This window comes from Streptomyces sp. Je 1-369 (assembly GCF_026810505.1).
GTDB lineage: Bacteria > Actinomycetota > Actinomycetes > Streptomycetales > Streptomycetaceae > Streptomyces.
In genome coordinates, this window is the sequence record NZ_CP101750.1 from 3,976,638 (window position 1) to 4,001,226 (window position 24,589).

At 73.2% G+C, this 24,589-nt stretch carries 22 protein-coding genes; 14 read left to right on the forward strand and 8 right to left on the reverse strand.

All coding sequences use genetic code 11. The features are described from left to right. Positions 1-6: 6 nt before the first annotated feature. Both NOO62_RS17985 and NOO62_RS17990 read right to left on the reverse strand, forming a co-directional pair. On the reverse strand, positions 7-852 hold the full coding sequence (locus NOO62_RS17985; RefSeq protein WP_268771910.1) for a calcium-binding protein: 846 nt from the start codon (positions 850-852) through the stop codon (positions 7-9). 175 nt (positions 853-1,027) lie between these two features. After that, entirely contained in the window at positions 1,028-4,285 is a 3,258-nt protein-coding gene (locus tag NOO62_RS17990) for a sacsin N-terminal ATP-binding-like domain-containing protein (RefSeq protein ID WP_268771911.1), read from the reverse strand. Between the two features lie 154 nt (positions 4,286-4,439). On the opposite strand from NOO62_RS17990, the gene NOO62_RS17995 reads away from it, so the two are divergent. Next, entirely contained in the window at positions 4,440-4,916 is a 477-nt protein-coding gene (locus NOO62_RS17995; RefSeq protein WP_268771912.1) for a hypothetical protein, read from the forward strand. A gap of 32 nt (positions 4,917-4,948) precedes the next feature. On the opposite strand, the gene NOO62_RS18000 is transcribed toward NOO62_RS17995, so the two are convergent. Continuing rightward, entirely contained in the window at positions 4,949-5,887 is a 939-nt protein-coding gene (locus tag NOO62_RS18000; protein WP_268771913.1) for a DUF3027 domain-containing protein, read from the reverse strand. An 883-nt stretch (positions 5,888-6,770) separates the two neighbouring features. Between NOO62_RS18000 and NOO62_RS18005 the strand changes: the two genes are divergently transcribed. The 4 genes from NOO62_RS18005 (at position 6,771) to NOO62_RS18020 (ending at position 10,409) form a co-directional block, all read left to right on the forward strand. Then, the gene (locus NOO62_RS18005; RefSeq protein ID WP_268771914.1) at positions 6,771-8,162 is read left to right on the forward strand and encodes an MFS transporter; all 1,392 of its coding nucleotides are present in this window, start codon (positions 6,771-6,773) and stop codon (positions 8,160-8,162) included. Between the two features lie 127 nt (positions 8,163-8,289). After that, entirely contained in the window at positions 8,290-8,799 is a 510-nt protein-coding gene (locus NOO62_RS18010; RefSeq protein WP_268771915.1) for a DUF2771 domain-containing protein, read from the forward strand. A 55-nt stretch (positions 8,800-8,854) separates the two neighbouring features. Then, complete coding sequence (locus tag NOO62_RS18015) at positions 8,855-9,505, forward strand: futalosine hydrolase (protein ID WP_268771916.1); 651 nt, start codon at positions 8,855-8,857, stop codon at positions 9,503-9,505. Further along, positions 9,495-10,409: a 1,4-dihydroxy-6-naphthoate synthase gene (locus tag NOO62_RS18020; protein ID WP_268771917.1), complete on the forward strand. Its 915-nt coding sequence runs from the start codon at positions 9,495-9,497 to the stop codon at positions 10,407-10,409. Before NOO62_RS18015 ends, NOO62_RS18020 begins: the two co-directional genes overlap by 11 nt. A 53-nt stretch (positions 10,410-10,462) precedes the next feature. Here the strand turns inward: NOO62_RS18020 and NOO62_RS39125 are convergent, their stop codons facing one another. After that, positions 10,463-10,846: a cold-shock protein gene (locus NOO62_RS39125; RefSeq protein WP_076685560.1), complete on the reverse strand. Its 384-nt coding sequence runs from the start codon at positions 10,844-10,846 to the stop codon at positions 10,463-10,465. A gap of 193 nt (positions 10,847-11,039) precedes the next feature. Here NOO62_RS39125 and NOO62_RS18030 point away from each other — a divergent pair, with 193 nt between their 5' ends. Continuing rightward, a complete protein-coding gene (locus tag NOO62_RS18030; protein ID WP_268771918.1) occupies positions 11,040-11,291 on the forward strand; it encodes a hypothetical protein in 252 nt (83 codons plus the stop codon). Between the two features lie 12 nt (positions 11,292-11,303). Here the strand turns inward: NOO62_RS18030 and NOO62_RS18035 are convergent, their stop codons facing one another. Beyond that, complete coding sequence (locus NOO62_RS18035) at positions 11,304-11,933, reverse strand: HAD family hydrolase (protein ID WP_268771919.1); 630 nt, start codon at positions 11,931-11,933, stop codon at positions 11,304-11,306. 83 nt (positions 11,934-12,016) lie between these two features. On the opposite strand from NOO62_RS18035, the gene NOO62_RS18040 reads away from it, so the two are divergent. The 4 genes from NOO62_RS18040 to NOO62_RS18055 are packed head-to-tail and all read left to right on the forward strand — an operon-like array spanning position 12,017 to position 16,000. Beyond that, on the forward strand, positions 12,017-13,054 hold the full coding sequence (locus NOO62_RS18040; RefSeq protein ID WP_268771920.1) for a FecCD family ABC transporter permease: 1,038 nt from the start codon (positions 12,017-12,019) through the stop codon (positions 13,052-13,054). Continuing rightward, positions 13,051-14,139 (forward strand): FecCD family ABC transporter permease, encoded by a 1,089-nt coding sequence (locus NOO62_RS18045; RefSeq protein ID WP_268771921.1) that lies wholly within the window; start codon positions 13,051-13,053, stop codon positions 14,137-14,139. Before NOO62_RS18040 ends, NOO62_RS18045 begins: the two co-directional genes overlap by 4 nt. Then, positions 14,136-14,999 carry an ABC transporter ATP-binding protein gene (locus NOO62_RS18050; RefSeq protein WP_268771922.1) on the forward strand — a complete coding sequence of 288 codons (864 nt, stop codon included), beginning with the start codon at positions 14,136-14,138 and terminating at the stop codon, positions 14,997-14,999. The genes NOO62_RS18045 and NOO62_RS18050 overlap by 4 nt, the downstream gene beginning before the upstream one ends. An 11-nt stretch (positions 15,000-15,010) precedes the next feature. After that, positions 15,011-16,000: an ABC transporter substrate-binding protein gene (locus tag NOO62_RS18055; protein ID WP_268771923.1), complete on the forward strand. Its 990-nt coding sequence runs from the start codon at positions 15,011-15,013 to the stop codon at positions 15,998-16,000. Positions 16,001-16,084: 84 nt separating this feature from the next. Here the strand turns inward: NOO62_RS18055 and NOO62_RS18060 are convergent, their stop codons facing one another. Then, a complete protein-coding gene (locus NOO62_RS18060; protein ID WP_268771924.1) occupies positions 16,085-17,203 on the reverse strand; it encodes an HAAS signaling domain-containing protein in 1,119 nt (372 codons plus the stop codon). A gap of 196 nt (positions 17,204-17,399) precedes the next feature. Between NOO62_RS18060 and NOO62_RS18065 the strand changes: the two genes are divergently transcribed. Together NOO62_RS18065 and NOO62_RS18070 are read left to right on the forward strand one after the other, a co-directional pair. Then, the gene (locus tag NOO62_RS18065; protein WP_268771925.1) at positions 17,400-17,588 is read left to right on the forward strand and encodes a hypothetical protein; all 189 of its coding nucleotides are present in this window, start codon (positions 17,400-17,402) and stop codon (positions 17,586-17,588) included. A 119-nt stretch (positions 17,589-17,707) separates the two neighbouring features. Further along, positions 17,708-18,865 (forward strand): glycosyltransferase 87 family protein, encoded by a 1,158-nt coding sequence (locus tag NOO62_RS18070; RefSeq protein ID WP_268775674.1) that lies wholly within the window; start codon positions 17,708-17,710, stop codon positions 18,863-18,865. On the opposite strand, the gene NOO62_RS18075 is transcribed toward NOO62_RS18070, so the two are convergent. After that, positions 18,767-19,048 (reverse strand): hypothetical protein, encoded by a 282-nt coding sequence (locus NOO62_RS18075; RefSeq protein ID WP_268771926.1) that lies wholly within the window; start codon positions 19,046-19,048, stop codon positions 18,767-18,769. The genes NOO62_RS18070 and NOO62_RS18075 overlap by 99 nt on opposite strands. A 120-nt stretch (positions 19,049-19,168) precedes the next feature. Further along, on the reverse strand, positions 19,169-20,812 hold the full coding sequence (locus NOO62_RS18080) for a DNA repair helicase XPB (protein ID WP_268771927.1): 1,644 nt from the start codon (positions 20,810-20,812) through the stop codon (positions 19,169-19,171). 109 nt (positions 20,813-20,921) lie between these two features. On the opposite strand from NOO62_RS18080, the gene NOO62_RS18085 reads away from it, so the two are divergent. Together NOO62_RS18085 and NOO62_RS18090 are read left to right on the forward strand one after the other, a co-directional pair. Next, entirely contained in the window at positions 20,922-21,677 is a 756-nt protein-coding gene (locus NOO62_RS18085; RefSeq protein ID WP_268771928.1) for a metallophosphoesterase family protein, read from the forward strand. Positions 21,678-21,748: 71 nt separating this feature from the next. Beyond that, on the forward strand, positions 21,749-24,523 hold the full coding sequence (locus NOO62_RS18090; RefSeq protein ID WP_268771929.1) for a helicase C-terminal domain-containing protein: 2,775 nt from the start codon (positions 21,749-21,751) through the stop codon (positions 24,521-24,523). The last annotated feature ends 66 nt before the right edge of the window (positions 24,524-24,589 follow it).

Below are 24,589 nucleotides of genomic sequence, written 5' to 3' on the forward strand. Positions count from 1 at the left end.
GCGGTCTTATCGCACGTCGACGAAGTCGGCGGCCGACGTCACGGACGGGGTCGTCGACGTACCGGCGAAGACGTAACGGAAGTAGCCGTCGGCCGAGGCCTTCACCGTGGTCTTCAGGTTGCCCTTGGTGTCGGACTTGATCGTCTTGAGGGTGGTGTAGCTGCTGGCACCCTTCTTCTTGTACTGCAGCTTCACGGACTGCTTGGTGTAGCCCGCGTACTTGGAGGTCTCCCAGTTGGCGCGGGCCAGGGCGCCGGTGACCGTGAGGGTCTTGCCCTTCTTGATGGGCTCCGGGGAGGCGTTGGTGGTGAGCTTGGCGGCGCGCTGGACGCGGAGGCCCGTCTTGGCTCCCTCGACGGTGGCCTCGCCCGTGCCGCCGGCGCTCACGGTGGCGAAGGCCTTCCAGCCGCCGCCGGCCGCGTTGTTCGAGAAGAGGTCGATCTTCGGATCGGCGACGACGGTGACGGTGCAGGTCGAGGTGGTCGCGTTCACGACCACGCACTTGCCCACGAAGTCATCGGGCGTGATGATGCCGTCGGCGTGGTCCTTGTCGGGGCCGTGCCAGAGGAACGCGCTGCCCGCGACGATGCCCTCCGGGTCCGTCGCGGTGACGGCGACGGTGAACTTCTTCTTCTCGGTCGTGCCCAGCACGACGTCCTTGCCACCGTTGACGGTGATCTTGGTGATCTTGGTGCGGCCGACGTTGGCGACGCCCGCGGCCTTGGTGGCCTTGGCGACGGAGGCGGCGGGCTTCGGGGTGCTCGGGCCGTCGACGGCCGTCGCGGCCGGAACGGCGAGTGCGGAAAGGGCCAGGGTGCCGGACAGTGCGGCCACGGTGGCACGGATGCGCATGTGTTTCCCCAGGTGGAGAAGGGGTCCCGCGGAGCGCGAGGCGCGTCACGCGGGTCCCGAGTGATCTAGGAGTCTGTTGACTCCCAAGATCAGACTCTCGACAGGGGCGAGTGGTTGTACACGATGTGAAGAAAATATGACCACGTCACATCACCCGCCCGGAAAGGGCCGCCCCTCAGTCGAACCAGCGGTCCCGCGCCAGCTCCTCCGTGCGTGAGGGATCTTCGAGCAGCGCCGCCACCTCGAAGCGGCGCGGCCACTGGCCCGCCGCCCAGGCGAGCCCGGCCGCCACGCCCTCCAGCGTCGCCGCGTGCACCGCGCCGTCCGGCGTGCGGCGCCAGTCCAGCTCCACGCCGCCCGCGACCAGCTCGTCGTACTCCACGTACGTCTCCGGCGTACCGTCCCCCAGCAGGATCCGCACCGACTCGGGAACGTCGTGCTCGACGCCCTCCCCCGACGGCTCCACGGCCGCCGTCTCACTGAGCCGCCGCACCTGGAACAGCTCCGCCAGGTCCGCCGCCCGGCCCGGCTGCACCGGCAGCAGCGCCACGCCGTCGGCCAGCGGCAGCAGGTCGGGGGCGTCGGCGACCACCGCGTCCGCCGCGTCGACCACCACGACCTCGCCGTCCACCACCGCGCGCAGCTCGTCCGGGAGCGTCACCTGCTCCGGGTCGAGGTCGGCGAGCGCCCCGTACAGCGCGTGGAGCTGGGCCGCGGAAACGGGCCGCTCCGGGTCCGCCAGCCGGTCGAGCAGCTCGGCCGCGCCGCCCGGCTCGGCCAGCAGGGCGCTCACCGACGTCCGCACGCCCAGCGCCCGGAGGACCTGCTCGTCCTCGAAGCCGGACGCGTCCGCGGCGTCGTACAGGCCGACGAGCAGCGGATCGCCGCCCTCCGCCCGCAGCCCCGCGGGACGGCGGCCGCCGAGGACCGGATGCCCGCGCAGCCACCACGCCGTGTACGAGCGGACCGTCTCCGTCGTCCCGTCCGGCAGCAGCACCCGCAGCGGCTGCGTCAGCGCGTCCCGCAGCGGCGGACGCGACAGCATCGCGAGGGCCTGCGGCCAGCAGTCGTCGTCGACCAGGTCGAGGTCCCGCACGGCGACGATCTCGGTCGCCACCGGCGGCACCGGCGTGTCGGGCAGCCGGTCGAGGACGTCCTCGCACCACACGTCCACGGCGTCCAGCAGACCCGCGTCGTCCGGCTCGGGGAAGTCCCCGTCACGGGGCTCCAGTTCATCGGGGTCCAGGACGACGTCCGTGGCCCGTACGAGAGCGAACCCGGCGAGCACACCGCACGCGGCGAGCGGCTGCTCGCCCCACCGGTCGGCCAGCTCCTGGTCGGCGAGCGCCAGTTCGTCGTCCCGCATGACCTGCGCGAAGTCGCTGCCCGGCAGCACGAGTTCACCGGCCGGGGCGAGCTCGCCGTCCTCGTCGGGCAACGCGAGCGCGGCCAGCCACGGCTCGTCGCCGGGCGACAGGTTCGCGTCCCGCACGAGCGCGAGGACGACGTCCGCCAACTCCTCGGCGTCCAGGGCGTCCTCGTCCCACGTGTCGTCGTCCAGCGACGCGGCCACGGCGGCACGGACCTGCGGCGTCGTGAGGACGGCGCGGGGCGTGGCGGGCAGCGCGCCGAGCTTCTCCAGGAGCGGGTGGACGGCGTCCGGGTGGGCGATCTTCAGCCCGAGGCGGGCGAGGACGGCGGGGGCGGCGGGGCCGACGCCATCGCCGTGCCCGTCACTGCCGTGCCCGTCAGCACCGCCGGGGGCGGGGAGAAGGACCTGACGGGGCCCGATGGTGGTACGCGCGACACGGGACCCTTCCCGCGAAGCCAACTCCTCCTCGGGCTCAAGCGTGCGCGCGGACGACGGGGAAGGCCCGCCCGCCAGCGGCACCGGCAGCCCTGAGAGCCGGTCCGGGTCGACCCCGGCCAGCGTGTCGTACAGCCGCCGCCACCAGCCGGGCTCCCGCTCAAGACCCGCGAGCCGGTCCACCGCCTCCGTCAGCGCGATCCGCGCCACGCCCAGCGTGCGCAGCTCGGCGCGGCGCTCGAGCCCCGCGGGCAGCAGACACGGCAGCACCTCGGCGAGGACCCGGACCGTCTCGGCGCCCGCGCCCTCCACGACCTCCGCGTCCCGCGGCCGCAGCGCCTCCGGCAGCTCGTCCTCGTCGCCCTCGGCGCGGGGCAGCGCGGGCGGCAGGAAGGCGGTACGGGGCAGCCGGTCCAGGATGCCCCGGCGCAGCGCGCCGTCCAGCTCGCTCTTGCCGAGCGGCCCCGGCACGAGGGAGATGATCCCCTCGGCGACCGGCCGCCAGTCGGCGAGCAGTTCGACGTACGCGTCCGCGGCCCGCTCCACCAGGAAGTCGGTGAGCGGCCCTGGAGCGGCGTGCCGACGTGCGGTGTCCAGCGGGAACGAGGCGATGAGCAGCGCCGGTACGTCCAGCGGCTCGTCGCTCGGCGTCGGCGCGTGCACGACGGGACTGGTGACCGGCCGCTCGGGCGCGCCGTCGGCCCCCGTGGGCACGGCCCACGTCACCGACCAGTGCGGGCGCAGCCGTTCCTCGACGGGCCTGTCCTTCAGGAGGGCGGCCTCGATCGGCCCCTGCCTGCTGACGGTGCGCCAGCGGGTGGTGCCGTCGCGGCTGTCTTCGATGACGGTGTACGGGGCTTCGGTACGGCGGCGCAGCGTGCGCGTCGTCCCGTCCGGGGTCTCGATGCCGACCTCCGCGAGCCCCGGCAGGGCGAGGAGCAGCGCGTCGTCGACGCCGTCGAGGAGCCGGGCCACGAGGTCCTCCGCGGCGGCGTCGCGCAGCGGCAGGATGACGACGGTGTCGTAGCCGTCGGGGGCGGAGCCCTCGGCGGCGAAGGGGAGGCGGAGCAGCGGCACGTGACCGTCACGGCGCCGCACCTCGTCCCCGAGACCCGGACTGAACCGGGCGGTCTCCGCGGCCAGTTCCCGCGCCTCGGACAGCGACCAGCGGACGCCGCCGGTGCGTCCGACGACGGCGGGCTCGTCGGAGACGGCGAGCACGGCGGCGAAGCCGACGCCGAAGCGGCCGACGGCGCCGGGGGTGGTGGCGGTGTCTGTGGGCGCCCCTCGCGACTCCCGCTTCGCGGAGGCGCGGAGGGTGGAGAGGGACTCGACGCCGGTGGCGTCGAGGGGGGCGCCGCTGTTGGCCGCGGCGAGGACGCCGCCGCGCAGCGTCAACGCGAGGCGGCCGGGGACGCCCGCGCGGGCGGCGGCGTCCGAGGCGTTCTGCGCGAGCTCGACGACGAGGCGGTCGCGGTACCCGCCGAGGGCGAGGTCCTCCTCGGCGTTGGCGTCCTCACGGAAACGGGCCGGGGCAGCGGCCCATGCGTCGAGTACTCCGCGGCGGAGGCGGGCGGTGCCGAAGGGATCCGTACCCTCGGCCGCCGGCCGCACGGTCTTGCTCACGGTCGACTGTCTCCTCTGGGGGATGGGACGTGCATGGGGTGGAGCGACGTGCTTGCGGGCGAACGCTATCGCGTCCGGGGAGGGGGGCCGGGGGGCGGACGGCCCCGGCGAAACCCGCTGCCGACCGGCTCGTCAGGTGGGATAGAAAGCAGGCATGGACACCGCTCTGCTCGAACAGCAACTGGAAGAGACGTTCGACCACGCCGTCGTGCACCACGGATACACGAACTACATGCGCGACTACGAGCTCATCATCTACGCGACGGCCGACCCGCGCACCGGCATACCCCCGGCCTACCTGCGCTACCTCTTCCGGTACTGCGTCGAGGCCCGCTGCGAGACGTCCGTGGCCGCCGGGACCTGGCGGGAATCGCTGGACGACCGTCTCCTGGACCACGAGAACGCCGATCCGGACCTCGGCGGGTATGTCTGGGGCGTGAAGTGCCACGCCATGTACCCCGGAGCGGAGCCGGTCCGGAATTCGAAGGCGGCCGACCGCTGGTCGAAGGAGATCGGCATCGACTTCCACGAGGTGCGCGTCGAGACCGACGCGCACGACCTGACGCTGGTCTTCTCCGACCTGGAGGTCAGCGAGGTCCCGGTCGGTTACGCGCCTTTCGTCACGGACTAGCGTGCCCCGTCGGACTGGCGTGCCCCGGGGGGCTAGGAGTGGCCGAGGTCCTCGCCGGGGCCCTCCGCGCTGACGGAGCCGGAGTCGGCCCCGGGCCGCAGCGGCAGTACGTCCACGCGGGTCTCGTCGAGGACGGGCGGCGCCGGACGCGGCGGCTTCGGCATGACCGCGGCCTCCGAGTGCCCTCCGCACCCGTACGACAGCGACACGACATGCCCGTCCGCGGGCCCGAACTCGTTGCCGCAGATACCGAACGCCTGCCCGAGCGAGCCGCCGATCCGCACGAGGAACCCACAGCTGACGCACGCCGCCGGCGCCGCCTGCGCCATCGGGGTCTTCGCTCCGTACGCCTCGTCCCAGCGGTCCGCCGCGACATGCAGCCCGTACCGCGAAAGGACCCTCTCCCTGCGCATGCCGAGTTCCTCGGCGACCGCCGCGATGGAGCCGCGGGCGGGCGGGACGGGCAGCTCGGCGGGCGGCCCCGCCGTCACCTCCGCGTCCTCGGCCTCGACGAGCTCGGCCATCTCCTGCGACACGACGGAGTTCGGCGGCGGCTCCTCCTCACCGGAGTACCCGGGTTCGAGGCGCAGATCCTCGGCATCGGTCGGCAGCAGGTCACCGGGACCCATGTCGCCGGGCCGGAGCCGCTCGCTCCACGGCACCCACTCGGGGGCGAGGAGCGCGTCGGGGCCCGGCAGCAGCACGGTCTCGTCGAGGGTGACGACCTTCGCCCGCGAGGCGCGGGCCACCGTCACGGCCCAGCGCCAGCCCCGGTAGCCGAATTCCTTGCACTCGAACAAGTGCGTGACGACGCGGTCGCCCTCGACGACGACCTCGACATGCTCACCGACCACACCGGGCGCGGCGGCCTCCTCGGCCGCGGCACGTGCCAGGCCCACCGCCTCGGCGCAGAGGCGGTCGGGGGTACGCGGGGTGCGCGGGGTACGGCTTCGCGTTGTCGCTGCGCTCACAAGTATCGCTTCTCTCCTACGCCGTCTCACGAGTGCGCCACCTTTACGCGGGGGTGCGGACGGAGCGGACCAGAGGGCCGCGTCAACGTCCGCGCCCGACGTTCCGGGGCGCGCCTACGTCACCCATTCTGCGGGATGACCGAGAGGCGCGCGGCCAAGAACAACCGCCGCAGGCGCGCTACGCACGCTACCTTCTCCTGGCCCCTGGGCCTACACCGACGTACGCCACCACGCGCCGTTCCGCTCCCCCACGCACCCGCAAACCCCCCACACACCCGCCCGAAACCCACCCCTGCGGCCCCCATCCCCCCGGAAACGCTCGGCGCGAGGCAATCGGGTGGACGCCCAAAAAACCCACCCCGCCGCGAAGCGGCGCGGCACTGCGCCCACCTTGCGGTGCAGGGTAAACGGGCGGGCGGGAGGGAAAACCGCCGCGAAGCGGCGAAGCACCCGCGCCCGACGGCGCGGAGCAACCACCCCACCCCCGCCGCGAAGCGGCGAAGCACCCGCGCCCGACGGCGCGGAGCAACCACCCCACCCCCGCCGCGAAGCGGCGAAGCACCCGCGCCCGACGGCGCGGAGCAACCACCCCACCGGCCGCCGCGAAGCGGCGAAGCACTACGCCCACCCTGCGGTGCGGGGTAAACGGGCGGGCGGGAGGGAAAACCGCCGCGAAGCGGCGAAGCACCCGCGCCCGGCGGCGCGGAGCAACCACCCCTACCCCCGCCGCGGAGCGGCGAAGCGCCTGCGCCCGGCGGCGCGGGGCAACCACCCCACCCCCGCCGCGGAGCGGCGGAGAGACGCCGCCACGGGCTCACAGCCAGTATCCGTACTAGTGGCCCCCCCAACAGGGCACTATGACGGGGTGGCCCCCACCAGGACGATGCCCGCAGGAACAGTCTCGCCAGGCCCGGCGAGACGGACCGCCCGCGCGCTCGGCCGCGCCCTCCACCTCCCGTTCACCGGCACCGCCCGCGGCATCCGCAAGGCCACCCACGCCCACGGAGCGGGTGAGTCGGGGCTCGGCAAGCTGATCGAGCTGCACGCCGTGAACGGCGCGGGCGACGTCATGATCACCGTCGCGCTCGCCTCGACCGTGTTCTTCTCGGTGCCGACGGACGAGGCCCGCGGCCGCGTCGCGCTGTACCTGGCGATCACGATGGCGCCGTTCACGCTCCTCGCCCCCGTCATCGGCCCGCTCCTCGACCGCCTGCCGCACGGCCGCCGCGCCGCGATGGCGGGCGCGATGCTGGCACGGGCCCTGCTCGCGCTCGTCCTGTCGGGCGCGGTCGTGTCGGGCAGCGTGGAGCTGTACCCGGCAGCGCTCGGCGTGCTGGTCGCGTCGAAGGCGTACGGAGTAGTGAGAAGCGCGGTCGTGCCGCGCCTCCTTCCACCAGGGTTCTCCCTGGTCAAGGCCAACTCCCGGGTCACGCTCGGCGGCCTGCTCGCGACGGCCGTCGCGGCGCCGATGGGCGCGGGGCTACAGATGGTCGGTCCACGATGGCCGCTGTTCGGCGCCTTCGTGATCTTCGTATCGGGGATGCTCCTGTCGTTCTCGCTGCCGCACAAGGTGGACTCGTCGAAGGGCGAGAGCAAGGCGCTGCTCGCCGCGGACGAGGAGCACCTGCATCTGCACGCCCGCGCCGAGGCGGCCTCCGACACGTCCCGCAAACGACGCCTCGGGCTACGTACGGTCGGCCCCGCCGTCACCCACGCCCTGGCCGCGAACGCGTCACTGCGCTGTCTCTCCGGGTTCCTCATCTTCTTCCTGGCGTTCCTGCTGAGGGAGCATCCGCTCGCGGGCCAGAGCGCGGCGGTGTCGCTCGGCATAGTGGGCGTGTCGGCGGGCGCGGGCAACGCGCTGGGCACGGCGGTCGGCGCGTGGCTGAAGTCGCGCGCGCCGGAGCTGATCATCGTGACGGTGGTCGCGGTGGTGCTCGGCGTGGCGATCACGTCCGCGCTGTTCTTCGGGGCGGTGGGCGTCGCGTGTCTCGGCGCCTGCGCGGGGTTCGCGCAGGCCCTGTCGAAGCTGTCCCTGGACGCGCTGCTGCAGCGGGACGTCCCGGAGCAGGTCCGCACGTCCGCGTTCGCCCGTTCCGAGACGCTGCTCCAGATGGCGTGGGTGGTCGGCGGCGGCATCGGCATCGCACTGCCACTGATCGGGACGCTGGGGCTCTCGGTGGCCGCGGGCATCGTGGCGGTGGGCTGGCTGTCGACCGTACGAGGCCTCCTCGCGTCATCCCGCCGAGCGGGCCCCCGCCCCCGAGTCCTCTGACCCACCCCCCCCCCCCCCCCCCCCCACATCTCCCCTACACATCTCCCCCACCCCTCCCCCACCCCGAACGGCACGCCCAAGCCCCCCGCGTAACAGCACCCCCCGGCGCGCCCGATAGCCTTCGCCCATGACCTCCCTGCTCCGCGGCGGAGCCGCGAATGTGAACAGCGCGGCGCGCCGCCGCCGCACCGCGGCCGCTCTTGGCGCCGTCTCCGCCGGACTCCTCGTCCTCTCGGCCTGCGACAAGCCGACGCCGCTCGCCACCGTCACCGTCGGCAGCGACTCGGTGAACACCGAAGCGTCCTGCTACAACGACGGCGAGGAGCTGAAGGAGGCGCAGATCAAGTCCTGCCTCCAGGACAAGGACGTCAAGTCCGTGAAGATCGACCCGGACGAGAAGGTCCGCTTCGGCGTCGACCCGGAGGTGGCCGAGAAGGGCTGGACCCTGCTGATGAACGGTCAGCCGCTGACCGAGGCCAGCAAGAAGACGTACGTCGTCATCCCGGGCAGCGTCTTCTTCAACCAGCAGTACGGCGGTGGCGGCAACAAGTCGACCGTCAGCCTCCTCGAGGGCGGCAAGGGCTCGGAGTCCAAGGCGACGGGCCTGTGGTCGTTCAAGTTCGAGAAGGACTCCTGACCTGACCCCGCACGCCGCGCCCGCTCCGCACGCCGCGCCCGCCCCACGCGTCCTCGTGGCCACCGCCGTCCCTGCCGAACGGGACGCGGTGGCCGGAGCGCTGTCGGAGGCACCCGCCTTCGACACCCTCGCCGTCGGCGTCGGCCCCGCGGCCGCCGCCGCGGGCACGGCGACCGCACTCGCCCGTGCCGCCGCCGAGGGGCGGCCCTACACCCTCGTCGTGTCGGCCGGTATCGGCGGCGGCTTCCTGCCCGCCGCGCCCGTCGGCTCCCTCGTCGTCGCCGACGAGATCACCGTCGCCGATCTGGGCGCCGAGACCCCCGAGGGGTTCGCGCCCGTCACCGAGCTGGGGTTCGGCGCTGTCACCCACCGTCCGCCGCCTTCCCTCGTACGGGAGCTGGCCGACGCCTGCGGTGCCGCGACCGGCACCGTCCTCACCGTCTCCACCGTGACCGGCTCCGCCGAGCGTGCCGCCGCCCTGCGGTTGCGGCACCCCCGTGCCCTGGCCGAGGCGATGGAGGGTTTCGGTGTCGCCGAGGCCGCCGTACTGCACGGCCTGCCCGTCATCGAGGTCCGCGCGGTCTCCAATCCCGTGGGCCCGCGCGACCGTGCGGCCTGGCGGATCGGCGACGCGCTGGCCGCGCTGAGCGACGCGTTCGGGAAGTTCGCGCCGGTACTGAGGAGTTGCACCACACATGACCGATAACCCCGCGGCCCCCATCGACCGCCCCCTCCGCATTGCGTACTCGCCCTGCCCCAACGACACGTTCGTCTTCGACGCGTGGGCGCACGGCCGGGTGCCGGGTGCGCCCGCCCTCGACGTCACGTTCGCCGACATCGACATCACGAACGGCATCGCGGAGCGCGCCGCGTCCGCCGCCGAGACGTCCGACCTGGACGTCCTGAAGGTGTCGTACGCCGTGCTGCCGTACGTCCTCGACACCTTCGCGCTGCTGCCCTGCGGCGGCGCGCTCGGGCGTGGCTGCGGGCCGCTCGTCCTGACCCGGGAGCCGGGTGTCGACCTGACCGGCAAGACGGTCGCCGTGCCCAGCGAGAAGTCGACGGCGTACCTGCTCTTCCGCCTCTGGGCCGCGGACACGCTGTCCGGCGGCGGAGACGGCGGCGCCGGCGGCGGCGTCGGTGAGATCGTGGTGCTGCCCTTCGACCAGATCATGCCCGCGGTGCGCGACGGCAGGGTCGACGCGGGCCTGGTCATCCACGAGGCGCGCTTCACGTACCAGAACTACGGTCTGCACTGCCTCGCCGACATGGGCGAGCACTGGGAGTCCACGACGGGTCTGCCGATCCCGCTGGGCGCGATCATCGCGAAGCGGTCGCTGGGCGCGGAGCGGCTGCGCTCCCTCGCCGACGCCGCCCGCACCTCGGTGCGGATGGCGTGGGACGATCCGGAGGCCTCGCGTCCGTACGTACTCGAGCACGCCCAGGAGATGGACCCGGCGGTGGCGGACCAGCACATCGGTCTCTACGTCAACGAGTTCACGGCCGACCTCGGCGAGAACGGCTACGCGGCGGTCCGCGGACTGCTGACGCGCGCCGCGGCCGAGGGACTCATACCGCCCCTCGGCCCGGACGCTCTGTCGTTTCCCTAGCGGGACTTGAGCCGCCGCAGGCGCCGCGAGGGAGAACAAGCGGCGCCCCGGCTCTACACGTCCAGCTGGTCCGCGACCGCCCGCAGCAGCCCCGCGATCTTCGCGCCGGACGCCTTGTCGGGGTAGCGGCCCTTTTCCAGCATGGGTGTGATGTTTTCGAGCAGGGTCGTCAAATCCTGGACGATCGACGCCAGTTCATCCGGTTTCCGCCGCTGCGCGGCCGCCACCGACGGCGTGGGGTCGAGAATCGCCACGGAAAGGGCCTGGTCACCGCGTTGTCCCGCGACGACGCCGAATTCGACGCGCTGGCCTGGCTTGAGTGTGTCGACGCCGGCGGGCAGTACTGAGGAATGCACGAAGACGTCGCCGCCGTCGTCGCGGGAGAGAAAGCCGAAGCCCTTCTCGCTGTTGAACCACTTGACCTTGCCGGTAGGCACGTGAAGTCCTCGTCCTCGTACTCGTCGTACTCGTCTGTGCCGGGTCCGCCCGTCGGGGAACGACGGGCGAAAACGGCTCTGGATAGCACTACAGCGGGTCGCCCGACCCGCCAGGAACCAAGACTATTGGTCCGTGGGCCGGTGACAAGACGTCCCCGGATTCTTCCTTCGCGCTGGGAACTACCCTGGTCGGGTGCGTGACAAAACCCAAGCGAATTCCACCGGGCCCGGCGACGGAATGGTCCGGACCGGAGCAATCGTCTTCTTCGTCGGAGCCGTGGCCACACTGGTCACGGTGGCCCCGCTGTTCCTGGGCACCGATCCCTTTCCGTCCATCGCGTACGCGGTGTGCATGCTGATGGGCGTCGGGTTCCTCATCGCGGGGATCGGGGTGCTGCGCGGCATCGCCTTCCAACGACGGCAGGCCAGGTCCGGCACTGGCTGACGTCGTCCCGCGCTAGTTGACGGCCTGCCCCGCCACGTACGCGTCCAGCCACGCCGGGAACTCCGCCAGGCCGCCGAGGACGACGTCGGCGCCCGCCGCGCGCAGTTCCGCTGCGTCGCACGGTCCGGTCGCCACCGCCACGGAGAGCGCGCCCGCCGTACGCGCGCCGCGTACATCACCGGTGTGGTCCCCGACGTACACCGTCGCGTCATGCTCGCGCAGCGCCTGCGCCTTCGCCTCCGCCCACAGCCAGCCGATGACGGCGTCGGCCTCGATGCCGAGGTGCGACAGGTGCAGCTTCGCGTTGGGCTCGTGCTTGGCGGTCACCACGATCGCGCGGCCGCCGTGCGCGTGCACCGCCGCTATGGCCTCGCGAGCGCCCGCCATCGCGAGGGTCGGCTCGATGGCGTGTGTGGTGTAGATCTCGCGGTAGAGGTCACCCGTCTCCGCGATCTCCTCCTCGGGGAACCAGTTCCGCAGTTCCTCCTCCAGCGGCGGGCCGAGCCGCGTGACCGCCAGGTCGGCGTCGACGTACGTCCCCGTCCTCGCGGAAAGCGCCTGATAGGCGGCCTTGATGCCGGGCCGGGAGTCGATCAGGGTCATGTCGAGGTCGAAGCCGACGGTCAGCGTGTGTGCAGTCATGCGCCCCATTGTGCCGAGGGCGGGCACCCCGCCCGCCCCTAGACTTAGCCCACCCTTACCTCCCGGTGAAACGAGCCCGGCCGATGTCTGTGCCCGTCCGACCGCCTGCGCCCGTCCGACCGTCACTGCCCGTCCGACGCGTCACCGTCCTGACGGCGGCCGTCGTGGCCCTGCTCCTCGCCGTCCTGCTCAGCCTCGCCGTCGGCGCCCGCGCCATCGCGCCGTCCGCCGTGTTCGACGCGCTGCTGCACGGCGGGCACGGCAACTCGGCGGAAGTGATACGCAAGATGCGGCTCCCGCGCACCGTGACCGGCGTACTCGTCGGCGCCTCCCTCGCACTGGCCGGCACCGTCCTCCAGGGCATCACCCGCAACCCCATCGCCGACCCCGGCATCCTCGGCATCAGCCAGGGCGCCTCCGTCGCCGTCGTCCTCGCCATCGCCTACGCCGGAGTCCACACCCTCACCGGATACGTCTGGTGGGCGTTCGCCGGGGCCGGGCTCGCGTCCGTCGCCGTCCACGCCATCGCGTCCGGCGGCCGGGGCGGCGCGACACCCGTGAAGCTCGCGCTCGGCGGCGCCGCCATCAACGCGCTGCTCGTCTCCGTCACCACCGGTGTCCTCACCACGAAGGCGTCCGCGCTCGACGAGTTCCGGTTCTGGCAGGTCGGCTCGCTCTCCGGCCGCGACTCCGACATCGTCGGCCGGATCTGGCCGTTCCTGCTCGTGGGCCTGCTGCTCGTCCTCGCGGTCGCCCGCGGCCTGGACGCGCTCGCGCTCGGCGAGGACGTCGCGAAGGGCATCGGCCAGAACGTCGCGGCGGTACGGATCGTCGGCGGGCTCGGCGCGACCGTCCTCACCGCCGCGGGCGTGGCCGCCGCGGGCCCCATCGCCTTCATCGGCCTGGCCGTCCCGCACATCGCCCGCGCGCTCATCGGCGGCGACCACCGCTGGGTGCTGCCGCTCGCCGCCCTCATCGGGCCCGTGATGCTGCTGGTCTCCGACACCGTCGGGCGGATCGTCTTCCCGCCCGGCGAGGTGCCCGCAGGGGTGATGACCGCGCTCATCGGGGTGCCGTTCCTCGTGACGCTCGTCCGCGGCAAGAAGGCGGTGGCCGCGTGAGCGCCGTCGCCCCGGTCCGGGACCGGGAGAAGGTCCGGGTCCGGCCCGCCGGTTACGCGGTGCTGCGGGTGCGTCGCGCCGCCTTCCTCGTGCACCGCAGGGCCGCCGCCGTCGCCGTGGCGCTCGCCCTGCTGCTCGCCGCGAGCTGTCTCACGTACCTCTGTGTCGGTGAGTCCTTCGTCCACCCCGCCGAGGCCCTGAAGGTCGTCCTCGGGCAGCCCTCCCCCGACGAGCTGGTCGTCGGCACGCTCCGCGAACCCCGCATGGTCCTCGGCCTGCTCGTCGGCGCCGCGTTCGGGGTGGCGGGCGCACTCATCCAGACCGTCGCCCGCAACCCCCTCGCCAGCCCCGACATCATCGGCATCAGCCACGGCGCGAGCGCGCTGACCGTCGGCGCGATGACCTTCGGCGTCACCTCGTACACCGTCCTGCCCTACCTGTCCGTGCTCGGCGGGATCGCCGCGGCCGCCCTCGTGTACGTCTTCGCGTGGCGCGGCGGTCTGCACGCCACCCGCTTCGTCCTCATCGGTATCGGCTTCGCCATCGCCCTGCGCTCGGTGACGACGCTCTTCATGACCAAGGGCGACTACCTCGTCGCCCAGCAGGCGCAGATCTGGATGACGGGCTCCCTGAACGGCCGCGGCTGGGCCGAGGCGAACCCCCTCGCCCTGACCCTGCTCGTACTGCTCCCCTTCGTCCTGTGGGCGGCCCGCGCCCAGCGCGCCGCGGGCCTGGACGACGACACGGCGACGGCCCTCGGGACGCGCCTCGGCCACGTACGCCTCGGGCTCGTCCTGCTCGGCGTCGTCCTCGCGTCGGTGGCGACCGGCGCCGCGGGCCCCGTCGACTTCGTGGCGCTCCTCGCCCCGCAGACCGCCCGCAGGCTGACCCGCACCGCGCAGCTCCCGCTGCTCTGCTCGGCGCTGCTCGGCGCCCTGATCGTCGTCCTCGCCGACCTGCTGGCCCGGCGGCTCTTCTCCCCCACCGAGCTGCCCGTCGGCGTCCTCACCGCGGCCGTCGGAGCGCCCTACCTGATCTGGCTCATCGTCCACAGCCGCTCCATCCGCACCGGAGGCACGTCGTGACCGCCGCCCGCCTGACGGCCCGCGAGCTGACCCTCGCCTACGAGGACCGTACGGTCGTCGAGAGCCTCGACCTCACGATCCCCGACGGCAGGGTCACCGTGATCGTCGGCCCCAACGCCTGCGGCAAGTCCACGACACTGCGGGCCCTCGGCCGTCTCCTCAAGCCGAGGAGCGGCGCCGTCCTCCTCGACGGCGCTTCCCTCGCCACACTCCCCACCAAGAAGATCGCCCAGCAGATCGGGCTGCTCCCGCAGACGCCCGTGGCGCCCGAGGCGATCACCGTCGCCGACCTCGTGGCGCGCGGCCGCCAGCCGCACCAGCGCTGGTGGCAGCAGTGGTCCGACGCGGACGAGCAGGCGGTGACGGAGGCGATGGAACGTACCGACGTCGTCCCGCTCGCCGAACGCCCCGTCGACGAGCTGTCGGGCGGCCAGCGCCAGCGCGTGTGGATCGCGATGGCCCTCGCCCAGGACACCGGCCTGCTCCTCCTCGACGAGCCGACCACCTACCTGGACATCTCCCACCAGGTGGAAGTCCTCGACCTGGTACGCCAGTTGAACCACGAACGCGGCCGCACGATCGTGGTCGTCCTGCACGACCTGAACCAGGCCGCCCGCTACGCCGACCACCTCGTCGCCATGAAGGCGGGCGAGGTCGTCGCGGAGGGCCCGCCCGCGAAGATCGTCACCGAGGAGCTCGTGCGCGAGGTCTTCGGCCTGGAGTGCGTGGTGGTCCCGGACCCCGTGACCGGCTCCCCGCTGGTCGTCCCCGGGGCGCCCTGGTCCGCGACCGCTCCCGTCCCCTCCCACCCTCTCCCAGCCGACCCCCTCCCGCCCGACCCCTCCCGCCTGACCCCATGAAAGGCGTCCCCATGCCCCGCTCCCGCGCCCCCCACCCCCTGCGCCGCCGCGCGCTCCTCACCGGCTCGCTGGCCCTCACCTGCGCGCTCGCACTGACCGCCTGCGGCTCGTCGGACTCCGGCGACACGGCCGCGGGCTCCGGCGAGACCCACACGGTGAAGACGGCCATGGGCGACGTGAAAGTGCCCGTGCACCCGCGCCGCGTCGTCGTCCTCGACACCGCCGAGCTGGACTCCGCGATCACCCTCGGCGTGAAACCGGTCGGCTCCACGCACGTCGAGGCGTCGTCCGGGTTCCTCGGCTACCTGCCGGAGGACAAGGTCAGCGGCATCAAGGACGTCGGCGAGATGATGACGCCCAACATGGAGGCCATCGCCGCCCTGAAGCCCGACCTCATCCTGACGTCGAAGATCCGGCACGCCGCCAAGTACGACCAGCTCAGGGCGATCGCGCCGACCGTCATGACGGAGACGACCGGTTATCCCTGGAAGGAGAACTTCCAGGTGCACGCCGACGCGCTCGGCAAGCGGGCCGAGGCGAAGAAGGCGGTCGCCGACTACACGGCGCACACCAAGAAGGTCACCACCGCCATCGGCGGCCCCGCGAAGGCCGAACAGACCGAGGTCAACGTCCTGCGCTTCATCGAGGGCGCCGACATCCGCCTCTACGGCGACCAGAGCTACATCGCCACCCTCCTCAAGGACGTCGGCCTCGGCCGCGCCCCGATCTCCGCGAAGGCCAAGGACGGCTTCTCGTACGACCTGTCCCCCGAGAAGATCGACCTCGCCGACACGGACGTCATCTTCCGCTCCACGTACGGGGATCCGAAGAAGTCCAAGGAGACGCGGACCGTCGGCAGCGGCCTGTGGAAGAACATGAAGGCGGTGAAGTCCGGCAACGTCCACACCGTCGACGACGAGCTGTGGATCCAGGGCATCGGCTACACGGCCGCGGACCGGATCCTGGACGAGATGCAGGCGGACCTGACGAAGAAGAAGTAAGACGAAGAAGAAGTAACGGGAGAGGCAGTAGCGACGAGACTGCTCACGGCCGCCGGACTGCTCACGGCCGTCGCCGCTCGCCGTTCACGACCGTTGCCGCTGCGACCTCCACAGCAGGAACAGCGCGGTGGCGACGGCCGCCCCCCGCACCACCCACGGCCACGTGTCGGCGATGGCGTCGCTCATGTGCCCTTCGCTGATCGGGTCGCCCCAGCGCCCCTCGCTCCGGCCCCACAGCCAGGTGATCCCCGCGGCCACCGCGAGGGTCGGCAGCCCGATCACGGCGAACTTCACCTCGGTACGGGTGAGCCTGCGCGAGGCGTAGGCGATGAGCCAGCCGACGCCGAGGACCACGAGGTTGCCGAGGACCGCGCCGACGGTGAGGAGCGCGGCGGCGAGCAGGAGCAACGGGTTGCTGAACGTGGGGCCCGTGCCGACGGCGGTCCGGGCCCGGGGCAGCCGCCACCGGCGCCGGCCCGGCTCCTCCGCCGCTTCCTCGTACGCGGCCTCCTCGTCGCCCTCCTCCTCGTCGCCCTCGTCCTCGTCCTCGGCCTCCTCGTCGCGGGCCTTCTTGGCGCCCGCCTTGGGCGGGGACTTGAGGAGTTCGGGGATCTCGATGCCGCCGACGAAGCCGGGGACGCTGTCGGCGAGGCCGAACGGGCTGCTGTCCACGCGCCACCAGTCGGGCTGGGAGCCGCTGGGCCCCAACTCGTCGACGCCCGCGAGGTGGGGTGGCGCGGCGCCCTCGAAGAGGTCGGACGGGCGGCGCGGGTCGGGCATCCGGGACGCGTCGGAGGACTCGGGTGCCTCCGGTGCCGGTGTCTTCCTGGTGGTGACGCGGCGGGGCATCGGTACGCGGAGGGCGCGCGGTTTCGCGGGTACGTCGCCGGGCGCGTGTCCCGGTGCGTGACCTGGTGCGCGCCCCGGTACGTCACCCGGCGCGTGTCCGGGTACGTCGTTCGTCACGTCACCTGCGGCGCCGCCCGCCGCCTCCACGACCTCTTCCGGGGTGCCGAGGCGGGCGAGGATGCGGCGGACGGAGGCGGGGTTGTCGCCGACGGTCCTGTCCCTGCCCCGGTCGATCCGGTTCCGCAGCTCGGCGACCAGCCGCATCCGGTCGCCCGACGGCAATTGCCGCTGCTGGGCCAGGTCTCCGACCCGGCTCAGATAGTCGTAGACCAGCTGATCGCTCTCGATCCCCACGAAGTCCCCTCCGGGGCGGCTGCGTTGACGCGCCGCGGTTGTACCCAGCGCTCTCGACGGTACCTTCTCCGGAGACCCTAGGGGGCGGCCTCCGTCTTGAGGCGTACGGGCTCCGCCGCAGGTTGCACCCCAGACCGAGGGGCGGGTTGCACCGCAGGCCGATGTGCGGGGGACGCGCGAAAACCATCATGGACACATGAGCGCAACCACCTTCACCCCCGCGTCCGCCTGTTCCTCCGCCGACCCCGGCGCCGTGCCGCACGGCGCCCCGCACCCGCGCGGCATCGGCGGTGCCCTGCGCGCCGCCAAGGTCCTCGTGAGCGCCGCGTTCGGCGTCGTCGTGCTCGGTGAGTTCGCCGAGGAAGCGGGCGTACGACCCCGCTGACGCCCCGTCGGCCGGGGGCACGCCCGCCCGTTCTCCGCCGCCCACAGCCCGCGGTCCACTAAAGTCACGCCGTGAAACCACGGATCGTGACGACTCCCTCACCCACCGCAGCCCGCACGCTGCTCGCGGTCTCTCTCACCGCCCTGGCCGGTCTCTGCGTCGTCCAGCACGTCCCGATGGCCGACACCCTGGTCTACCGGGCCGAGGGCGCCGCCGTCGCCAACGGCAGCGACCTGTACGGGTTCACCGTCACCGAGTGGGAACTGCCCGCCACCTACCCGCCGTTCGCCGCGATCCTCTTCGTACCGACGACCTGGCTGCCCCTGGGCGCCCTGAAGACCGTCTTCCTCGTCGGCAACGTCGCCCTCCTCGCCCTCCTGGTCCGCCTCTCCTGCAAGCTGGCCGGTCTCCCCGTCCGCGCGCCGTTCCTCTGCGCCGCGACCGCCCTCGCCCTGTGGCTCGAACCCGTCTTCCAGACCGTGCTGTTCGGCCAGATCAACCTCGCGCTCGCCTGCCTGGTCCTGTGGGACCTGACCCGGCCGCCCGGCGCCGTCGGCAAGGGCTTCGCGGTCGGGGTCGCGGCCGGCATCAAGCTGACGCCCGCCGTGTTCGTCGTGTACCTCCTGCTGCGGGGGCGCGTCCGCGAAGCGGCCGTCGCGTTCGCCGGGTTCGCGGGCACCGTGCTGCTCGGCGCGCTGGTGCTGCCCGCCGCGAGCGTCGACTTCTGGACGCGGCGGATCTTCGAGACGGGCCGCGTCGGCAAGGTGTGGATCGTCGACAACCAGTCGCTTCAGGGCCTGGTCGCGCGGCTCCTGCACGACGCGGAGCCGGGTGCGGCGTGGGCCGTCCCGGCGGCCGTGGCGGCCGTCGTCGGGCTCTGGCTGGTCCGTCGCGCGCCCGACGAGCCGCGCGCGCTGCTCCTGGCCGCGTTCACGGCGCTGCTGGTCTCCCCGATCAGCTGGTCGCACCACTGGGTGTGGTGCGTGCCGCTGTCGGCCGTCCTGATCGCGGCGGGCCGCCCGCGCGTCGCGGCCGCGGTGGCCGTCCTCTTCGCGGCCCGCACGTTCTGGCTGCTCCCGCACGAGGGCGACCTGGACCTGCACCTCCCGTGGTGGCAGCAGGCACTGGCGTCCCCGTACGCGCTGCTCGCACTGGCGGCCTGGCCGGTGCTGCGGGTCTCAGTCCTCGGCCAGCAGGATGTCCGCGTCGTCGAACACCCGAAGGACGACAAGGAGCAGACGACCTCGCGACACCATGTACTCAGCCACGATCTGTGAGGTGAGGCGGATCTCCCGGTCCTGCTCGCCGACGCCGATCGACCGGGAGCGCTCGGTGTACGGGTCGCGCGCGAGTATGTCGATGGCCTTGTCGAAAGACGCCCTGCGGGCGGGGTCGAGGCGGTCACGGTCCTGCGCCGCCGGCTCGGTGTAGAGCACCTCGTAGATTTCCTGGTGAGGCATGGTGCCCTCCTTGCCCTTGACGTGGCCGGTCGCGTCGGCCGCCCGGCGGTCCCCAGGGTACCGACGGGCGGCGCGGGACGGGAGACGGCCGGGAAACGCACCGGCAGCCCCCGCCGCCTCTCAGCCCCCGGCCAGGAGCTCGTCCGCGTCCACGATCCGGTACGCGTACCCCTGCTCGGCGAGGAACCGCTGCCGGTGGGCGGCGAAGTCCTGGTCGATGGTGTCGCGCGCGACGACGGAGTAGAAACGCGCCTCGTGCCCGTCGGCCTTGGGCCGCAGGACACGGCCGAGCCGCTGCGCCTCCTCCTGCCGCGACCCGAACGTGCCGGACACCTGGATGGCGACGGTCGCCTCGGGCAGGTCGATGGAGAAGTTGGCGACCTTGGAGACGACGAGGACGGAGATCTCGCCCTCGCGGAACGCGCCGAAGAGCTTCTCGCGCTGCGCGTTGGTCGTCTCGCCCTTGATGACGGGCGCGTCGAGGTGTTCGCCGAGCTCGTCGAGCTGGTCGATGTACTGCCCGATGACGAGTGTCTGCTCGCCCGCGTGCTTCTTGACCAGCGCCTCCGTCACCTTCCGCTTGGTCGCCGTGGTGGCGCAGAAGCGGTACTTCTCCTCGGCCTCCGCGGTGGCGTACGCGAGCCGCTCGCTGTCGGTGAGGTTGACGCGGACCTCGACGCAGTCGGCGGGCGCGATGTAGCCCTGCGCCTCGATCTCCTTCCACGGGGCGTCGAACCGTTTGGGCCCGATGAGCGAGAAGACGTCGGACTCGCGCCCGTCCTCACGTACGAGGGTCGCGGTCAGGCCGAGGCGGCGGCGGGCCTGGAGGTCGGCGGTGAACTTGAAGACGGGCGCGGGCAGCAGGTGCACCTCGTCGTAGATGACGAGACCCCAGTCGCGCGAGTCGAAGAGTTCGAGGTGCGGGTAGATGCCCTTCCGCTTCGTCGTGAGCACCTGGTACGTGGCGATCGTGACGGGCCGGATCTCCTTCCGCGTCCCGCTGTACTCGCCGATCTCGTCCTCCGTCAGGGAGGTCCGCTTCACCAGTTCGTGCTTCCACTGGCGGGCGGAGACCGTGTTGGTGACGAGGATGAGGGTGGTGGCCTTGGCCTGCGCCATGGCGCCCGCGCCGACCAGCGTCTTGCCGGCGCCGCAGGGCAGCACGACCACACCGCTGCCGCCGTGCCAGAACCCTTCGACGGCCTGCTGCTGGTAGGGGCGCAGCGACCAGCCCGCCTCGTCCAGGTCGATCTTGTGCGCCTCGCCGTCGACGTATCCGGCGAGGTCCTCGGCGGGCCAGCCCAGCTTCAGCAGCGTCTGCTTGACCTGGCCGCGCTCGGAGGGGTGCACGGCGACGGTGTCCGGGTCGAGGCGCTCACCGACGAGCGGCTGCACCTTCTTCGACCGCAGGATCTCCTCGAGCACCGGCCGGTCGGTGGTGGTGAGGACGAGTCCGTGGGTGGGGTGCTTGGAGAGCGTGAGCCGTCCGTACCGCGCCATCGTCTCGGCGACGTCGACGAGCAGCGCGTGCGGCACGGGGTACCGCGAGAACTCCACGAGCGCGTCGACGACCTGCTCCGCGTCGTGCCCGGCGGCCCGCGCGTTCCACAGCCCGAGCGGGGTGACCCGGTAGGTGTGGATGTGCTCGGGCGCCCGCTCCAGCTCCGCGAAGGGCGCGATGGCACGGCGGCAGGCGTCCGCCTGCTCGTGGTCGACCTCGAGCAGGAGGGTCTTGTCCGACTGGACGATGAGGGGACCGTTCACGCGAGCGCCCTTTCCGTAGGCCAAACGTCCAGTGTGCCGCACCGGCGGCGGTACGCGCGGAGCGAAAGCGGCTGTACCGGGACGGGACCGCCACCGCATGGTTGTGATCATGCTGACCCGAGTGGCCGTTCTCTCCGACATCCACGGCGTCCTGCCCGCCCTCGAAGCCGTCCTCGCGGAGCCGGAGGTGCGGGCCGCGGACCGGGTGGTGCTGACCGGTGACATCACGGCGGGCCCGCAGCCCGCCGAGGTCCTCGACCGGCTGGCCGAGCTGGGCGACCGCGCCGTCCTGATCAGCGGCAACGCCGACCGCGAGCTGCTCGAATACCGCCGCGGCCACCGCGACACCATCCCCGACCCCATCGGCCCCTGGGCGGCCGACCGGCTCGGCGCGGACCACCTCGACCTCCTGGAGCGGCTCCCGCAGTCGGCGCGCCTCACCCTCTCCGGCCTCGGCGACGTCCTCTTCTGCCACGCCACGCCCCGCGACGACGAGGAGATCGTCCTGGTCGACTCCCGCCCCGAACGGTGGGCGGAGGTCCTCGAAGGCGTCGACCCCGCCGTACGCACGGTGGTGTGCGGCCACACCCACATGCCGTTCGTCCGCCTCGCCCACGGCCGCACGGTCATCAACCCCGGCAGCGTCGGCATGCCCTACGGCCGCCCGGGCGCCCACTGGGCCCTCCTGGGCCCCGGCATCGACCTGCGCACGACCCGGTACGACATCGACGCCGCCGTCACCCGCCTGACCCGGGAGTGCGACTACCCCGGCATCGCGGACTGGGCGGACCACTACCTGCGGGCCCGCGACAGCGACACGGAGGCGCTCGCGGTGTTCGGGCCGCTGGACGGGCGGCAGGGGTAGGGCGGGTGCGGCTGAGTCCGGACGGGCGTCAGCACACCGGGGACACGGCCCGACCCGCTACCGTGAACCGGATGAGCACCGAGCCGCAGCCCACGGACAACGCCGACGCGAGCGACCCCGCACCGTCGCGTGGCGCGGACACGCCCCGATCCCTCGCCGAAGCACTCCGGTCGCGGGAGGACGGCGCGCTCGCCGACCTGTTGCGGACCCGGCCCGATCTCCTGAACCCCGTGCCGAACGACCTCACGCAGCTCGCCACCCGTGCGGGGACCCGGGCCTCCGTGGTGCGGGCGCTGGAGCGGCTCGACCGGTTCGCGCAGCAGGTCGCCGAGGTGCTCGCCGTGGCACCGGAACCCGCCTCGTACGGGGACGTGCGCGACCTGCTCGCCGGGGACGACGGGGACGCCGCCGTCGAGGCCGCCCTGCCGCGCGCCCTCGCCACCCTCCACGAGCAGGCGTTGGTGTGGGGGCCCGACGACCGGCTGCGGCTCGTCCGCACCGCCCGCGAGCTCCTCGCCCCGAGCCCGCAGCACCCGTCCCCGACCGGCCTCGGCCCCACCGTCGCCGAGGCCACGGCCGGGATGTCGCCGACCCGGGTCCAGGACATCGTCGCGGCGGCCGGTCTGCCCACGACGCACGACCCGGTGTCGGCCGTACGGTCGCTGACCGCGCTCTTCACGGACCGTACGCGGATGTCGGCGCTGCTCGACGAGGCGCCCGCGGACTCCGTCGAGGTGCTGTCCCGGCTCGTGTGGGGCCCGCCCTACGGCCAGGTCACCGCCGACCCGGCACGCCACCTGCGCTGGCTCCTCGACCGGGGCCTGCTCCTTCCCACCGCGCCCGGCACGGTCGTACTGCCCCGCGAGGCGGCCCTGCACCTGCGCGGGGGCCGCGCCCACCGCACGCCCGAGCCGGTGCCGCCGTCCATCGAGGCCGCCCGCGAATACCGTCCACAGGTTGTGGACGCGGCCGCCGCCGGGCAGGCGTACACCGCGCTCGCCACCGTCGAGGAGCTCCTCAAGGACTGGGACGAGGGCGGGCCCGCGGTGCTGCGCGCGGGCGGTCTCAGCGTGCGCGACCTGAAGCGGACCGCGGTGGCGCTCGACACGTCCGAGCCGCTCGCCGCGTTCTGGGTCGAACTGGCCTACGCGGCGGGGCTCCTCGCCTCCGACGGCGAGGCCGACGAGCGGTACGCCGCGACGCCCGCGTACGACGCGTGGCAGGAGCTGCCCGCGGCCGAGCGGTGGGCGGCGCTGGCCACGGCCTGGCTCGCGGCGACGCGCACGGCGGGGCTCGTGGGCGGCCGCGACGGCAAGGACCGCACGCTGTCCGCGCTCGGCCCGCACCTGGACCGTTCGACGGCCCCCGAGGTACGGCACCGGGTCCTCGCACTCGCCGCCACGCTGCCCGAGGGCACGGCACCCGCCCCCGAGTCCCTCCTGGCCTGGCTCCGCTGGGAGCGTCCTTCCGCCTCCCGCGGCCGCGCGGCCCAGGACGGCGCCGCGAACCCGTCCGACTCACCGACCCCGCAGGACCTGCGCTCCCGCATCGCCCAGTGGACGCTGAACGAGGCGGAGATGCTGGGTGTGACGGGGAGGGGGGCGTTGTCGTCGCACGGGCGGGCGTTGTTGTCCTGGCCGGGGGGTGACAGCGCGTCGTTGTCCGGGACGTCGTCGTCCGGGCGGCCGGGGGTTGACAGCACGTCGTTGGCCGGGCTTCGCGCTGACAGCGCGTCGTTGGCCGGGCCGGGCGTCGACCGCTCGTCGTTGTCCGAGCCGGACGTCGACGGCACGTCGTTGTCCGGGGCGGACGTCGACGGCACGTCGTTGTCCGGGCCGGATGTCGACCGCACGTCGTCCTCCTCCGAGCCGCGCGTCGACCGCACGTCCGCCGAGCGGAGCCTCGCCGCCGCCCACGCCACCCGGCTCCTCGCCCCCCTCCTCCCCGAGCCCCTCGACCACGTCCTGCTCCAGGCCGACCTCACCGCCGTGGCCCCCGGCCCGCTGGAGCGGCCGCTCGGCGACGCCCTCGCCGTCCTCGCCGACGTGGAGTCCAAGGGCGGCGCCACCGTCTACCGCTTCACACCCGGTTCCGTACGCCGTGCGCTCGACGCCGGGCAGTCCGCGTCCGACCTGCACGCGTTCCTGACCGCGCACTCACGCACCCCCGTCCCGCAGCCCCTCGCGTATCTGATCGACGACGTGGCGCGGAAACACGGCCACCTGCGGATCGGCGCCGCCTCCGCGTACGTCCGCTGCGACGACGAGGCACTCCTCAACGAGATCCTCGCCGACAAGCGCGCCCAGAGCCTGCGGCTGCGCCGCCTCGCGCCCACCGTGCTCGCCGCCCAGGCGGACCCCGGCACGCTCCTCGACGGGCTGCGTGCGATGGGTTTCGCACCGGCGGCGGAGAGCGCGGAGGGCGACGTCCTCATCACCCGCGCGCACGCCCACCGCACGCCTCCGCGTTCGGCCCCCGAGCCGGTGCCGGACGGTCCGCCGCTGCCCGGCGACACGCTCATCGGTGCGGCGGTGCGGGCGATCCGGGCGGGTGATCTGGCGTCGACGGCGCCGCGCAAGGAGGCGCCGACGTCGACGTCGCCGTCGGACGGCAGCCTTCCCCGTACGACGGCGGCGGAGACCCTTGCCACGATGCAGGCGGCGGTGCTGACGGGTGAGGCGCTCTGGATCGGCTACGTCAACGCGGAGGGCACGGCGAGCCAGCGCGTGATCGCCCCGGTGCGGGTCGAGGGCGGGTTCGTCACGGCCTACGACCACACGGCGGACGAGGTCCGCACGTATCCCTTGCATCGGGTGACGGGCGTGGCGGAACTCGCGGACGAGTGAGGGGGGCGGTGCGGGCCCGCCCGCCGTGACCGCTCGCACAGTTCCCCACGCCGTGGCGCGGGTCCG

What these genes read in the sequence shown, in the direction of transcription:
- NOO62_RS18035 (WP_268771919.1), bottom strand. Translation starts at nt 11,933, where the DNA reads ATGACTGCACACACGCTGACCGTCGGCTTCGACCTCGACATGACCCTG.
- NOO62_RS18055 (WP_268771923.1), top strand. Translation starts at nt 15,011, where the DNA reads ATGCCCCGCTCCCGCGCCCCCCACCCCCTGCGCCGCCGCGCGCTCCTC.
- NOO62_RS18085 (WP_268771928.1), top strand. Translation starts at nt 20,922, where the DNA reads ATGCTGACCCGAGTGGCCGTTCTCTCCGACATCCACGGCGTCCTGCCC.
- NOO62_RS18005 (WP_268771914.1), top strand. Translation starts at nt 6,771, where the DNA reads ATGCCCGCAGGAACAGTCTCGCCAGGCCCGGCGAGACGGACCGCCCGC.
- NOO62_RS18075 (WP_268771926.1), bottom strand. Translation starts at nt 19,048, where the DNA reads ATGCCTCACCAGGAAATCTACGAGGTGCTCTACACCGAGCCGGCGGCG.
- NOO62_RS18065 (WP_268771925.1), top strand. Translation starts at nt 17,400, where the DNA reads ATGAGCGCAACCACCTTCACCCCCGCGTCCGCCTGTTCCTCCGCCGAC.
- NOO62_RS18020 (WP_268771917.1), top strand. Translation starts at nt 9,495, where the DNA reads ATGACCGATAACCCCGCGGCCCCCATCGACCGCCCCCTCCGCATTGCG.
- NOO62_RS18090 (WP_268771929.1), top strand. Translation starts at nt 21,749, where the DNA reads ATGAGCACCGAGCCGCAGCCCACGGACAACGCCGACGCGAGCGACCCC.
- NOO62_RS18040 (WP_268771920.1), top strand. Translation starts at nt 12,017, where the DNA reads ATGTCTGTGCCCGTCCGACCGCCTGCGCCCGTCCGACCGTCACTGCCC.
- NOO62_RS18010 (WP_268771915.1), top strand. Translation starts at nt 8,290, where the DNA reads ATGACCTCCCTGCTCCGCGGCGGAGCCGCGAATGTGAACAGCGCGGCG.
- NOO62_RS17995 (WP_268771912.1), top strand. Translation starts at nt 4,440, where the DNA reads ATGGACACCGCTCTGCTCGAACAGCAACTGGAAGAGACGTTCGACCAC.
- NOO62_RS17985 (WP_268771910.1), bottom strand. Translation starts at nt 852, where the DNA reads ATGCGCATCCGTGCCACCGTGGCCGCACTGTCCGGCACCCTGGCCCTT.